This window comes from Streptomyces xantholiticus (assembly GCF_014651015.1).
Lineage (GTDB): Bacteria > Actinomycetota > Actinomycetes > Streptomycetales > Streptomycetaceae > Streptomyces > Streptomyces xantholiticus.
Window position 1 is genome coordinate 1 of the sequence record NZ_BMWB01000049.1, and the last position, 15,397, is coordinate 15,397.

Genomic DNA, 15,397 nt, shown 5'->3' on the forward strand with positions numbered 1-15,397 from the left:
GCCCGCGCTGGCGGCTGAACTCCACGAAGACCGTCGGGCCGGCCATGACGGTGACGCCGCCGGCCAGAGCCATGGTGCACTCACCGTTGCGCAACGACTGGACGGCCAGGTGAAGGGCGACGAGCGACGACGAGCACGCCGTGTCGATCGTGACGGCGGGGCCTTCGAGACCGAAGGTGTAGGCCACCCGCCCGGAGGCGACGCTGCCCGAGCCTCCGGTGGTGAGCAGGCCCTCGACGCCCTCGGGCAGTTCACGCGGCCCCTGGCCGTAGTCGTGGTACATCAGGCCGGTGAAGACCCCGGTCCTGCTGCCGCGGACCGTCGCGGGGTCGATCCCGGCGCGCTCGAAGGCCTCCCAGGAGGTCTCCAGCAGCAGCCGCTGCTGCGGGTCCATCGCCAGGGCCTCGCGGGGGCTGATGCCGAAGAAGGAGGCGTCGAAGTCGGCTGCCTCGTGCAGGAAGCCGCCGTCGCGCGCGTAGGTCTTGCCGAGGCGCTCGGGGTCGGGGTCGTAGAGCGAGTCGACGTCCCAGCCACGGTTGGAGGGGAACCGGGAGATGCCGTCCCGGCCGGAGGCCACCAGCCGCCACAGGTCCTCCGGCGAGCGCACCCCGCCCGGGAGGCGGCAGCTCATGCCGACGATGGCGATCGGCTCGTCGACGTTGGCCGCGGTCTGCCGCGCGGTGACCGCGGCCGTCGCCCCCGGGACCTCCCCGAGCAGCTCGGTGCCGATGTGCCGGGCCAGGGCGACGGGCGTGGGGTGGTCGAAGACGAGGGTGGCGGGCAGACGCAGACCGGTGGCCGTGGACAGCCGGTTGCGCAATTCGACGGCCGTCAGGGAGTCGAAGCCCAGGTCCTGGAAGGCGTGCGCGGGCCTGACGGCCCGGGGCGAGGAGTGCCCGAGCACGGCGGCGACCTCGGACCGGACCAGTTCCAGGACTGCCTCCTCGCGCTCGTCCCGGGCCAGCCCGGCGAGGCGGTCGGCCAGTGATCCGTCGGTGGCGCCTTGGGCGGTGCCGCGCGTGGTGACGCGTATGAGTCCGCGCAGCAGTGCCGGTACGGCTCCGGCCGCCTGGTTCCGCAGGGCGGTGGTGTCGAGGCGGACCGGTACGAGCACGGGCTCGTCCGAGGCGAGCGCCGCGTCGAACAGCCGCAGGCCCTCCTCGGTGGAGAGCGGCAGTACGCCGGAGCGTGCCATCCGCGACCTGCCCGCCTCGTCGAGGGCGTCGGCCATGGCGCCTTCCTGCTCCCACAGGCCCCACGCCAGCGAGACCGTGGGCCGGCCCTGGGCGCGGCGGTGCCGGGCGAAGGCGTCGAGGAAGGCGTTGGCCGCGGCGTAGTTGCCCTGGCCGGGACTGCCGAAGACGCCCGCGGCGGACGAGAACAGCACGAAGGTCGTGTCTTCGCCGGCGAGCTCGTGCAGGTTGAGCACGGCGTCGGCCTTGGGCTTCAGGACGGCGTCCATGCGCTCCGCGGTCAGCGCGACGATCACGCCGTCGTCGAGCACGCCGGCGGTGTGCACGACGGAGTCGACCCGCGTTCCGGCCAGCAGCCGGGCGACGGCGTCGCGGTCGGCGAGGTCGCAGGCGGCCCACGTCGCCTCGGCGCCGAGCGCGGTGAGTTCGGCCTCCAGGGCCGCGGCGCCCGGGGCGTCCGCGCCGCGGCGGCTGACGAGCAGTAGACGGCGCACGCCGTGTCCGGTCACGAGGTGCCGGGCGAGGGTTCCGCCGAGCGCGCCCGAGGCGCCGGTGAGCAGCACGGTGCCGAGGCTCGAGGCCGCGTTCTCGGTGAGGGAGGAGGCGGCGTCCTCCGCTGCCGGGAGGGCGGCGCGGGCCAGGCGCGGTGCGCGGCTCTCTCCCTCGCGCACGAAGACGTGGGGTTCGCCGGAGCGCACGACGCCGGGCACGAGTTCGGCCGCGTCGTCCGGGCGGTCGGTTTCGAGCAGCACGATCCGGCCGGGGTTCTCCGCCTGGGCCGAGCGCACCAGTCCGCCCGCGGCGGCGTGGGCGAGGTCGTCGCAGCGCGCCACCAGCACGAGGCGCGGCGTCCGGTCCTCGGCGAACCACCGCTGGATCAGCTGCAGCACCTCGGCGGTGACCGCGCGCACCCGCTCGCCCTCGGGCGCCCCTTCCGGGCCGTCGGGGCACGGGACCACGACCACATCCGGCTGCGACGGCGCGTCGACGCCGGCCAGTGCGGCGGCGGTGTCCGGGGCGTACGCGACCGTCGTCCCCTCCGCGTCGCCGGACGGCAGGGTCAGCGGCGCCCACTCGATCGCGAACATCGCGTCGCCGGAGCGCTTGCGGAGCTGGTCGGCCGAGATCGCGCGCAGCGTCAGCGACTCCACGGACGCCACCGGTTCGCCGGCGGCGTCGGCGACGAGCAAGGACACCGTGTCCGTACCGGCCAACGACAGTCGCACCCGTACGGTGGACGCACCCGTGGCGCGCACGGACACGCCGGACCAGGCGAACGGCAGGAGCGGCCCGTCCGCTTGGGGCACCAGGGAGCCCTCCGCGCCGCCCGCGCCGATAGCGTGCAGCGCCGCGTCCAGCAGCGCCGGGGGCAGGAGGAAGGAGCCCGTGTCCGTGCCGTCGGGGAGGGCGACCTCGGCGAAGACCTCGTCGCCCGCGCGCCAGGCGCTCCGCAGGCCGCGGAACGCCGGGCCGTAGGCCAGGCCGAGGCCGGCCAGCCGGTCGTAGAAGCCGTCGAGGTCGACCGGCTCGGAGCCCGCCGGCGGCCACGCCGTGAGCGCCTGGCCGGCTTCCGGGGCGCCCGCCTCTTCGGTGACGAAGCCGGTCGCGTGCCGCACCCACGGCAGGTCGGTGTCGTCCTCGAGGCGGGAGTGCACGGTCAGCGGCCTGCGGCCGGAGCCGTCGGCCGCGCCGACCCAGACCTGGACGGCGACGCCGCCCTGCTCGGGCACCACCAGGGGCGCTTCGAGGGTGAGGTCCTCGAGGAATGCGCAGCCGGCTTCGTCCGCGGCACGCACGGCCAGTTCGACGAATGCGGTGCCTGGCAGCAGCACGCTTCCGAGCACGGCGTGGTCGCTCAGCCACGGGTGCGTGCGCAGGGACAGCCGGCCGGTCAGCAGCCGCTCGTCGCCACCGGCGAGAGAGACGGCGGCGCCCAGCAGCGGGTGGTCGGTGGAGCCCAGGCCGGCGGCGCGCACGTCGCCGGGCGCGGCCGGGGAGGCGTCGAGCCAGTAGCGCTCGTACTGGAAGGCATAGGTGGGCAGTTCCACGCGCCGGGCGCCGGGAAAGAAGGCGTGCCAGTCCGGCGAGACGCCGTGCGCGTGCAGTTCGGAGACCGCGGCGACGAGTGCGGCCCGCTCGGGGCGGTCGGCGCGCAGGACGGGCACGGTGACGACATCGCCGTCCAGGCAGCCCTGGGTGAGCGCACTGAGGACGCCGCCGGGTCCGATCTCCACGAAAGTCGTCACACCCAGGTCGTGCAGGGTCTGCACGCCGTCGGCGAAGCGCACCGCCGCACGGACGTGGCGGACCCAGTAGTCGGCGGTGTAGGCGTCGACCAACCGGCCCGTGACGTTGGAGACGACCGGGAGCTGCGGCTTCTGGTAGGTCAGTCCATGCACGACCTGCGCGAACTCCTCCAGCATGGGGTCCATGAGAGGCGAGTGGAAGGCGTGGCTGACCTTCAGGCGGGACGTCTTACGGCCCTGCTGCTTGAAGTTCTCGCCGATCGCGATGGCAGCGTCCTCGGCGCCGGAGACGACGACGGACTGCGGTCCGTTGATCGCCGCAATGCCGACCTGCTCGGTGAGGTGCGGCAGCACTTCGTCCTCGGTCGCCTGCACCGCGAGCATGGCCCCGCCCGTGGGCAGCGCCTGCATCAGCGCAGCACGGGCGGACACCAGCTTCGCCGCGTCCTGCAGGGACAGCACTCCGGCCACATGAGCGGCCGCGATCTCACCGACCGAGTGACCGGCCACATAGTCGGGCCGCATGCCCCACGATTCGAGGAGCCGGAACAGCGCCACCTCGACGGCGAACAGCGCGGGCTGGGCGGCACCCGTGAGGTGCAGCTCCTCCGAGTCGACGTCGATCGCGGCGTCGAGGAGTGCGCAGACCTCGTCGTACGCGGCGGCAAATGCCGGGTAGGACGCGTACAGTTCGCGCCCCATGCCCAGGCGTTGGGAGCCCTGGCCGGAGAAGAGGAACCCGACGCGCCCGCCGGTGCCGGAGTCGCCGCGCGCCACGCCCGGGGCCGGGGACCCGGCGGCCACGGCCCGCAGCCCCTCGGCGAGCTCCGCGGGTGTCTCGCCCTGCACCACAGCGCGGTGCTCCAGGGCCGTGCGCGTCGTGGCGAGCGAGAACGCCACGTCCAGCGGTGAGGCATCGGTGTCGGTACGGGACAGCAGGCGTTCGGCCTGGGCGCGCAGGGCTGCTTCGCTCTTGCCGGAGATCACCCACGGCACCGGCCCGCCCTCGGCCGGGAGTGCGGCCTCGACGGCGACGGCTTCGGTGTTCTCCGCGCCTTCCTCCGAGGCCTCCGGGGTCGTTGGGGCCTCCGCGTCCTGGGTGAACGCGTCGGCCGACGGAGCTTCCTCGATGATCGTGTGCGCGTTGGTGCCGCTGATCCCGAAGGAGGAGATGCCGGCCCGCCGCGGCTGGTCGGAAGCCGGCCAGGGGGTGGGCTCGGTCAGCAGCCGTACGGCGCCCGCCGACCAGTCGACGTGCGGGGACGGCGCGTCGACGTGCAGCGTGCGCGGCAGTTCGCCGTGGCGCATGGCCATGACCATCTTGATGATGCCTGCCACACCGGCCGCGGCCTGCGTGTGGCTGATGTTGGACTTGATGGAGCCCAGCCACAGCGGCTTGTCGTCGGGGCGGCCGTGCCCGTACGTCGCGAGCAGCGCCTGTGCCTCGATCGGGTCACCGAGCCGCGTGCCCGTGCCGTGCGCCTCCACCGCGTCGACCTGTGCGGTGGTCAGCCGGGCAGCGGCCAGGGCCTGGCGGATCACCCGCTGCTGGGAGGGGCCGTTGGGGGCGGTCAGGCCGTTGGAGGCGCCGTCCTGGTTGACGGCGGAGCCCCGTACGACCGCGAGCACCTCGTGCCCGTTGCGGCGGGCGTCCGAGAGGCGCTCGACCAGCAGCAGTCCGGCGCCCTCGCCCCAGCCGGTGCCGTCGGCACCGGCGGCGAACGCCTTGCAGCGGCCGTCGGGTGCGAGGCCGCGCTGGCGGCTGAAGCCGACGAAGGTGGCGGGGCCGACCATCGCGGTGACGCCGCCCGCAACGGCCAGCGAGCACTCGCCGTTGCGCAGCGACTGGACGGCCAGGTGCAGGGCGACCAGGGAGGACGAGCAGGCCGTGTCGACCGTGACAGCGGGGCCTTCGAGGCCGAAGGTGTAGGCCAGCCGGCCGGAGGCGACGCTGCCCGAGGTGCCCGTGCCCAGGTAACCCTCCAGGTCTTCCTGGGAGTTCTGCAGGGCGGCGAGGAACTCGTGGTTCATCACTCCGGCGAACACGCCGGTCCTGCTTCCCGCCAGCGAGGCGGCGTCGATACCGGCCCGCTCGAAGAGTTCCCAGGACGTCTCCAGCAGCAGCCGCTGCTGCGGGTCCATCGCCAGCGCCTCACGGGGCGAGATCCCGAAGAGGCCGGCGTCGAACTGTGCCAGGTCGCGCAGGAACGCGCCCTCGCGGGCGTAGCTGGTCCCGCGGTTCTCCGGGTCCGGGTCGTAGAGCGCGTCCAGGTCCCAGCCGCGGTCGGCCGGGAACTGCGAGACGGTGTCCCGGCCGCCGGCGACCAGCTCCCACAGATCCTCGGGCGAGTTGACGCCGCCCGGATAGCGGCAGCTCATCCCGATGATGGCCACCGGCTCCCCGGCGGCGTCCTCGTAGTCACGAAGGCGCCGCCGGGTCTCCTGGAGATCTGCGGTGACTCGCTTCAGGAAATAGCGGAGCTTGTCCTCGTTCGCCACCGGAATCGTCCCTCCCCCTTGCAAACACTTAACGGAATTCGGCGAGGGGCCCCGGGACGCACCGGAACCGGAACGGTCACGAGATCCCGAATTCCTTGCCGAGCAGATCAAATACTTCGTCGTCCGTGGCCGATTCCAGATCACTGCCCGGCCCATGGACTTCCGGTACCGACGCCTTGCTGGATTCACCGGCAATCGCCAATACCACCTGGAGCTTTGAGAGGACCCGGTCGCGAGCTTCGCTCCCTGACAACTTTGTGACCAATTCTTGTTCGACCCTGTCCAGGTCAGCAAGTAGGGAATCCACTAGGGCTGGTTCGGCCGCCCCGGCCGTCTGTGTGAGCACGTGACGGGCGAGGAGTGCGGGTGTCGGATAGTCGAAGACCAGCGTCGCGGGGAACCGCAGCCCGGTGACCTTGTCCAGCCGGTTGCGCAGTTCGACGGCCGTGAGGGAGTCGAATCCGAGGTCCTGGAAGGCGTGTTCCGGCCGGACCGTGTGGGCCGACGCGTGGCCCAGGACCGCGGCCACCTCGGCCCGGACCAGGTCCTGCACGGCCTTGTCCCGCTCGGCTTCCGGCAGCCCCGCGAGGCGGTCGGCCAGCGAGGACGCGGAGGGCACGGCAGCGGCCTGCGCGGTCCTGCGGGCCGTGGCCGGCACGAGAGCACGCAACACCGCCGGCGCTTCACCGGCGCGCAGCGCACCGGTGTCGATGCGGACCGGGGCGAGCACCGCCTCGTCCGAAGCCAGTGCCGCGTCGAAGAGCCGCAGCCCCTCCTCCGGCGGCAGCGGCAGCACACCGCTGCGCGCCATCCGCGCCCGGTCGGCCTCGGCGAGACCGTCCGTCATCGCACCGGACTGCTCCCACACGCCCCAGGCCAGTGAAAGCGCGGGCAGGCCCGCACGGCGGCGGTACGACGAGAAGGCGTCGAGGAAGGAATTCGCCGCGGCGTAGCTCGCCTGACCGGCGCTGCCGACGATTCCGGCGACGGATGAGAACACCACGAAGGCGGCCAGGTCCGTTTCCAGGGTGCACTCGTGCAGATTCAGCACGGCGTCCACCTTGGGCCGGAAGACCTCCCTCATCCTTTCCGGTGTGACCGAGGCGACGACCCCGTCGTCGAGAACACCCGCGGTGTGCACGACGGCCGACAGCGGATGGCCTTCGAGCGCGAGCCGGTCCAGAATTCCGGAGACGGCGTCCCGGTCCGCAACGTCACAGGCCGCCCAGCGCACCTCGGCGCCCCAGGCGGTCAGTTCGGCCTCCAGCTCGGCGGCACCGGGGGCCTCCGCGCCCCGGCGGCTCGCCAGCAGGAGCCGGCGCACCTTGTGCTCGGACACCAGGTGCCGGGCGACGAGCGTGCCCAGCGAGCCGGAGGCGCCGGTCACGAGGACGGTGCCGTCGGCGAGATCCGGCCGGCCGGTGGCAGCATCGGTGACGGCGTCGGCAACGGCGTCGGCAACGGCGTCGGTGGCCTTCGTCAGGCGCGGCACGAGGACGTGCCGGCCGCGTACCGCGAACTGCGGCTCACCGGAAGCGACCGCGGCAGGCAGCACGCGGACCGCCGTCTCGACGTCCTCAGCCTCCACCAGCACGATGCGGTCCGGGTTCTCCGACTGTGCAGACCGTACGAGCCCCCACACCGCAGCGTGAGCCAGGTCGCCCGGACGGGTCACCAGCGCCAGCCGCGCAGGACGATCCTCCGCCAGCCACCACTGCACCAGCTCCAGAACCTCACTCGCGATGCCGTGCACCTGCTCCGCGGAGTGCTGACCGGACCCTGCCCGGCACGGCACGACCGCGACGTCGGGAAGGACCGGTTCGGCGGACAGAGCGGCCAGGTCCGCGTAACTCCGTGCGTCGAGCCCGCCGGCAGCCTCGGTGAGGGTCACCGGCTGCCAGGCCAGGCCGAACAGCGAGTCGTCGGCACGCCTGCCGGAGCCGGCCGCCTTGAGCAGCTGTTCCCGCGACACCGGCCGCAGCGACAACGAGCCGACCGTGGCCACCAGGCCACCTGCGGCATCCGCCACGGTCAGCGACACCGCGTCGGTGCCCGTCCGCGAGACCTTGACCCGCAGCGCCGACGCCCCGGCGGCCCGGACACTCACCCCGGACCAGGCGAAGGGCAGCAGCGGCCCGTCGTCGAGGGGGACGAGCCCGCCCGCGCCGATCGCATGCAGCGCCGCGTCCAGCAGCGCCGGATGCACGGCGAACGAGCCCGCCTCCGTGCCCTCCGGCAGGGCGACCTCGGCGAGGACGTCATCCCCGCTGCGCCACACCGACCGCAGACCCTGGAAGACCCGGCCGTAGCCCAGCCCGAGTTCGGCCAGGCCCTCGTAGAACGCCGTCAGGTCGACGGCCTCCGCGCCCACCGGCGGCCACGCGCCGATGTCCGCACCGTGCGGCTGCTCGGGCAGTGCGTCCGTCAGGAAGCCGACCGCGTGCCGTATCCACGGCGCGTCGTCCGGAGCGTCGTCCAGTCGCGAGTGCACGCTCAGCGCGCGCCTGCCCGGCTCCTCTTCCTCGGCACCGACCCACACCTGCACGGCCACACCGCCGCGCTCCGGGACGATCAGCGGCGCTTCCAGCGTCAGTTCCTCGATCTGCGCACAACCGGCCTCGTCGCCCGCGCGCACCGCCAGCTCGACGAGCGCGGTACCCGGCAGCAGCACGCTGCCCATGACCGTGTGGTCGGCGAGCCAGGGGTGGGTCTTGAGCGAGAGCCGCCCGGTGACCAGGAAGCCGCCGGCGCCCGGCAGCGGGACCGCCGCACCAGCCAACGGGTGCTCGGCCGCACCCAGCCCGAGTCCGGTGGCGGCAGCACTGGCGGTGAACTCCTCGGGCACTTCGAGCCAGAAACGCTCGTACTGGAAGGCGTAGGTGGGCAGGTCGACGCGGCGAGCGCCGGGGAAGAGCGCCTGCCAGTCCGGGGAGACGCCGTGCACGTGCAGTTCGGCGAGCGCGGCGGTGACGGCCTGCTGCTCGGGGCGGTCGGCACGCAGTACGGGCACGGTGACGACGTCGTCGTCGAGGCAGCCCTGGGTGAGGGCGCTGAGGACGCCGCCGGGGCCGATCTCGACGAAGGTGCTCACGCCCAGGTCGTGCAGGGTTTGCACGCCGTCGGCGAAGCGGACGGCCTCGCGGACGTGGCGGACCCAGTACTCCGGCGTGTACGCCTCGGCCAGACGGCCGGTCAGGTTCGAGACCACCGGAATCAGCGGCTCGCTGAAGGACAGACCGCGGACGACCTCGGCGAAATCCTCCAGCATCGGATCCATCAACGGCGAGTGGAACGCATGACTGACCTTCAACCGCGACGTCTTACGACCCTGCTGCGTGAAGACCGCGGCGATCGCCAGCACGGCGTCCTCGGCACCCGAAATCACTACGGACTGGGGCCCGTTGACCGCCGCGACACCCACCCGCTCGGTGAGGTGCGCCAGCACCTCGTCCTCGGTCGCCTGCACGGCAACCATCGCACCGCCCGCAGGCAGCGCCTGCATCAACGCAGCACGCGCCGACACCAACCTCGCCGCATCCTCAAGCGACAGCACCCCAGCCACATGAGCGGCCGCGATCTCACCAACGGAGTGACCCGCCACGTAATCCGGCCGGATACCCCACGACTCCAGCAGCCGGAACAGCGCCACCTCAACAGCGAACAGCGCAGGCTGAGTACAGCCGGTCCGGTTCAGCTCCTCGGAGTCGACATCGACCGGCGCGTCCAGCCGCGCACACACCTCGTCATAAGCCGCGGTGAACGCGGGGTACGCCTCGTACAGCTCGCGCCCCATCCCCAACCGCTGCGAACCCTGCCCCGAGAACAAGAACCCGACCTTGCCCCCGGCGCCCGGCTCGCCCACGACGACCCGGGCGGACGGGGATCCTGCGGCCAGCGCACGGAGCCCTCCCAGGAGTTCGTCCCGGCTCGCACCCACCACGGCAGCTCGGTGCTCCATCGACGAGCGTGTGGTGGCGAGCGAGTAGCCGATGTCGGCCGACTGCAGATCCGTATCCGTATCCACGTCCGAGAGGGACAGCAGGCGCTCCGCCTGTGCCCGCAGCGCCGCCCCGGTCCTGCCCGACAGCACCCACGGCACCACCGCATCCGAGGCCGGCGTCGGGGACGGCTCGGCTGCAGCAGGCGCCTGCTCGACGATCACGTGCGCATTGGTTCCGCTGATGCCGAACGACGACACCGCCGCGCGGCGCGGCGCGTCACCCGCGGGCCACTCCACCGCCTCGGTGAGCAGCCGCACCGCGCCTGCCGACCAGTCCACATGCGGCGTCGGCTCATCCACGTGCAGGGTCTGCGGCAGCAGACCGTGCCGCATCGCCATCACCATCTTGATCACGCCACCGACACCGGCAGCGGCCTGCGAGTGGCCGATGTTGGACTTCAGCGAGCCCAGCCACAGCGGCCGTCCCTCCGGCCGCTCCCGGCCGTACGTGGCGATCAGCGCCTGCGCCTCGATCGGGTCGCCGAGCCGCGTGCCCGTGCCGTGCGCCTCCACCGCGTCGACCTGGTCCGAGGACAGGCCCGCGTTCGCGAGGGCCTGCCGGATGACACGCTGCTGGGAAGGACCGTTCGGCGCGGTCAGACCGTTCGACGCACCGTCCTGGTTCACCGCCGTGCCGCGGACCACCGCCAGCACCTTGTGCCCGTTTCGCCGGGCATCCGACAACCGCTCCACCAGCAGCACGCCCGCGCCCTCGGCCCAGCCCGTACCGTCCGCACCGGCCGCGAACGCCTTGCACCTGCCGTCCGCCGACAGACCGCGCTGACGGCTGAACTCCACGAACGTCGAGGGAGTCGCCATGACGGTGACGCCGCCGACCAGGGCCATCGAGCACTCGCCGCTCCGAAGCGCCTGAGTCGCCAGGTGGAGTGCCACCAGGGAAGACGAGCACGCCGTGTCGACCGTGACCGCAGGCCCCTCAAGCCCGAACGTGTACGAGACGCGGCCCGAAGCGACGCTGCCCGCGCTGCCGCTGCCCAGGTAGGCGTCCATGCCGTCCGGGGCCGTCTTCACCCGCCCGCCGTAGTCGTGGTACATCACGCCGGCGAAGACACCGGTCCTGCTCCCCCGCACCGAGACCGGATCGATACCGGCCCGCTCGAACGCCTCCCACGACGTCTCCAGCAGCAGCCGCTGCTGCGGGTCCATCGCCAGCGCCTCACGCGGCGAGATCCCGAAGAAGGCCGGGTCGAACTCGGCCGCCTCATGGAGGAAACCGCCGTGGCGCACATAGGACTTGCCGGAGCGGTCGGGGTCGGGGTCGTAGAGGTTCTCGACGTCCCAGCCGCGGTCCTCGGGGAACCCGGAGATCCCGTCGCCACCGGACGCGACGAGGCGCCACAGGTCCTCGGGCGACCGCACGTCACCGGGGAACCGGCAGGCCATGCCCACGATCGCGATCGGCTCGTCCGTCCCGGCGACCGCGGCGACCGCGGCCTCGGACTGCTCCTGGACACCCAGCGTCTCGGCCAGCAGGAAGCGGGAGAGCGCGGCGGGCGTCGGGTGGTCGAAGACCATGGTCGCGGGGAGCCGCAGTCCGGTCGCCGTGTTCAGGCGGTTGCGCAGTTCCACCGAGGTGAGCGAGTCGAATCCGGCGTCCTGGAAGGCGTGTTCCGGCTGAACGGCCTGGACGGAGGCGTGCCCGAGCACGGCGGCGACCTCGGTACGGACGAGGTCCAGCACCACCTTCTCGCGCTCGGCCTCCGGCAGCGCGGCCAGCCGCCGGCCCAGCGTTCCCTTCGGTGCCGTCTGCGCCGCCCGCCGCGCGAGGCCCCGTACGGGGCCTCGCAGCCCGCGCAGAACCGACGGCACCGTGCCCTGCAGGCCGCCGAGATCCAGCCGCAGTGGGGCGACGGTCGCCCGGTCCACGGCAAGCGCCGCGTCGAGCAGCCGCAGTCCTTCGTCGACGGTCATCGGGGCCAGGCCCACCCGCTTGAGCCGGGTGCGGTCCGCCTGGTCGAGCCGGCCGGTCATGCCGCTGTCCTGCTCCCAGAGGCCCCAGGCCAGCGAGGTCGCGGGGAGGCCCTGGGCGCGGCGGGATTCGGCGAAGGCGTCGAGGAAGGTGTTCGCCGCGGCGTAGTTCCCCTGCCCGGCGCTGCCCAGGGCTCCGGACACCGACGAGAAGATCACGAACGCCGAGAGGTCGCTCGTCAGCTCGTGGAGGTTCAGTACGGCGTCGACCTTCGGGCGCAGCACCGCGTCCATGCGCTCCGGGGTCAGAGCGGCGATCACGCCGTCGTCGAGGACGCCGGCCGTGTGCACGACGGCCGTCACCGGCGTCTCGGCCAGCACCGCGGCGAGGGCGGTCCGGTCGGCCGCGTCGCAGGCCGCCCAGCGCACCTCGGCGCCCCATGCGGCCAGCTCGGCCTCCAGCTCGACCGCGCCGGGGGCTTCCGCGCCGCGCCGGCTGAGCAGCAGCAGACTGCGTACGCCGTGGGCGGAGACCAGGTGCCGGGCGACGATTCCGCCCAGCGCACCGGACGCACCGGTCAGCAGGACAGGACCGGCACCGAAGTCCGGCGTGCCGGCGGCTGCCCCGGTGGCCTTCACCAGGCGCGGTACGAGGACGTCCTGGCCGCGCACCGCGAACTGCGGCTCACCGGAAGCGAGCGCGGCAGGCAGCACGCGGACTGCTTCCTCGGTGTCCACGGCCTCCACCAGCACGATCCGGTCCGGGTTCTCCGACTGTGCAGACCGTACGAGCCCCCACACCGCAGCGTGGGCCAGATCTCCGGGGCGGGTCACCAGCGCCAGCCGCGCCGGACGATCCTCCGCCAGCCACCACTGCACCAGCTCCAGCACGGCATTGGTGACTTCATGGACCTGGGTGGCCGTGTCCGTGGCCGTGTCCGTGGCCGTGTCCGCGTTCGCGTTCGCGTTCGCGTTCGCGTTCGTGTTGGCGTCCGTGTCGGAGCCTGTCGGGCACGGGACGACTACGACGTCGGATGGCCCTTCCGACTCCCGCAGTGCGTCGAAGTCCGCGACGGACTCGATCACCAGCACGTCGGAGGCGGCGGGCAGCGCGAACGGCATCCACTCCAGCCCGAACAGCGGGCTGCCGTCACCTGCACCGCGCAGTTGCTCCGCCGATACGGCCCGCAGCGACAGCGACTCGATCGAGGCCACCGGATCACCGGCGCCATCGACCACGACCAGAGTCATCGAACCGGTGCCCGTCCGCGACAGCTTCACCCGCAGCATGGCCGCACCGGCCGCCTGAACGGCGACGCCGGACCATGCGAACGGCAGGGCCGGGCCGTCGTCCAGCGAGACCAGCCCACCGGCGGCCAGGGCGTGCAGAGCGGCGTCCAGCAGCGCCGGGTGCAGGGCGAACGAAGCCGCGTCGGCTGCCGATTCCTCCGGCAGTTCCACCTCGGCGAAGACGTCGTCCCCGCCGCGCCACACGGACCGCAGGCCCTGGAAGACCGGACCGTAGTCCATGCCCGCAGCAGCCATGCCTTCGTAGAACGCCGTCAGGTCGACGGCCTCCGCGCCCACGGGCGGCCATGCGCCGATGTCCGCCGCGGGCGGCGCCTCTGCCGAGGACAGCACACCGGTCGCGTGCCGCACCCAGGAACCGTCTGCGACGCGCGAGTGCACGCTCAGCCGCCGCCGGCCGGACTCGTCCTCCGGTCCGACCGCCACCTGCAGGGTGACGCCGCCGCGCTCGGGCACGACCAGCGGAAGTTCCAGGGTGAGGTCTTCGATCCATCCGCAGCCGACCTCGTCGCCCGCCCGGACCGCCAGTTCGACGAACGCGGTGCCGGGCAGCAGAACGGTCCCGTTCACGGCGTGGTCGGAAAGCCACGGGTGGGAGTCGAGGGAGAACAGCCCGGTGAGCAGGACCCCTTCACTGTCGGCGGTCGCGATCGCGGCACCGAGCAGCGGGTGGTCGGCCGCCCCCAGACCCGCAGCCCGGACGTCACCGGGTGCTTGGGGTACATCGAGCCAGTGGCGCTCGCGCTGGAAGGCGTAGGTGGGCAGGTCGACGCGGCGAGCGCCGGGGAAGAGCGCCTGCCAGTCGGGGGAGACGCCGTGGGTGTGGAGCCGGCCGACGGCGGTGACGATCGCGTACCGCTCGGGGCGGTCGGTGCGCAGTACGGGGACGGTGACGACGTCGTCGTCGAGGCAGGCCTGGGTGAGGGCGCTGAGGACGCCGCCGGGGCCGATCTCGACGAAGGTGCTCACGCCCAGGTCGTGCAGGGTCTGCACACCGTCGGCGAAGCGGACGGCCTCGCGGACGTGCCGGACCCAGTACTCCGGCGTGTACGCCTCGGCCAGACGGCCGGTCAGGTTCGACACCACCGGAATCAGCGGCTCGCTGAAGGACAGACCGCGGACGACCTCGGCGAAATCCTCCAGCATCGGATCCATCAACGGCGAGTGAAACGCGTGACTGACCTTCAACCGCGACGTCTTACGACCCCGACCGGCGAACACCTCGGCAACCTCGGCGACCGCGTCCTCGACGCCGGAAATCACCACGGACCGCGGGCCGTTGACCGCCGCGATACCCACCTGCTCGGTGAGATGCGCCAGCACCTCGTCCTCGGTCGCCTGCACGGCAACCATCGCACCGCCCGCAGGCAGCGCCTGCATCAACGCAGCACGCGCCGACACCAACCTCGCCGCATCCTCAAGCGACAGCACCCCAGCCACATGAGCGGCCGCGATCTCACCCACGGAGTGACCCGCCACGTAATCCGGCCGGATACCCCACGACTCCAGCAGCCGGAACAACGCCACCTCAACAGCGAACAGCGCAGGCTGAGTACAACCGGTCCGGTTCAGCTCCTCGGAGTCGACGTCGAGCGTGACATCGAGGTGGGCGCGGACCTCGTCGTAAGCCGAAGCGAACACCGGGTACGCCTCGTACAGCTCGCGCCCCATCCCCAACCGCTGCGAACCCTGACCCGAGAACAAGAACCCGGCCTTGCCGCCCCTAGCACCGCCCACCGGAGCAGCACCGGAAGCAATCGCCTCCAGCCCCTGCCGCAACTCGGCAACGTCCTCACCCACGACCACCGCGCGACGCTCCAGCACCGCACGCGACGTGGCCAGCGAGAACCCGACATCAGCCGGCCCAGCACCGGCACCCTCCGCGTCCATGAAGGACAGCAGCCGACCCGCCTGGTCCCGCAGCGCCGCCTCACTCCTTGCCGACAGCACCCACGGCACCACCGCATCCGAGGTCGGCGTCGGGGACTGCTCGGCTCCAGCAGGCGCCTGCTCGACGATCACGTGCGCATTCGTACCGCTCACACCGAACGAGGACACCGCCGCGCGGCGCGGCGCGTCACCCGCGGGCCACTCCACCGCCTCGGTGAGCAGCCGCACCGCGCCTGCCGACCAGTCCACATGCGGCGTCGGCTCGTCCACGTGCAGGGTCTGCGGCAGCAGACCGTGCCGCATCGCCATCACCATCTTGATCACGCCACCGA

General features: G+C 72.7%; 1 protein-coding gene and 1 pseudogene. Both read right to left on the reverse strand.

What is annotated here, in order from left to right; genetic code table 11:
- A partial coding sequence (locus IE198_RS34250) for a type I polyketide synthase (RefSeq protein ID WP_189893906.1) occupies positions 1-5,938 on the reverse strand: 5,938 nt, incomplete at its 3' end.
- Positions 5,939-6,014: 76 nt separating this feature from the next.
- Positions 6,015-15,392, reverse strand: a pseudogene (locus tag IE198_RS34255) (SDR family NAD(P)-dependent oxidoreductase); the annotation flags it as partial.
- Positions 15,393-15,397: the final 5 nt, after the last annotated feature.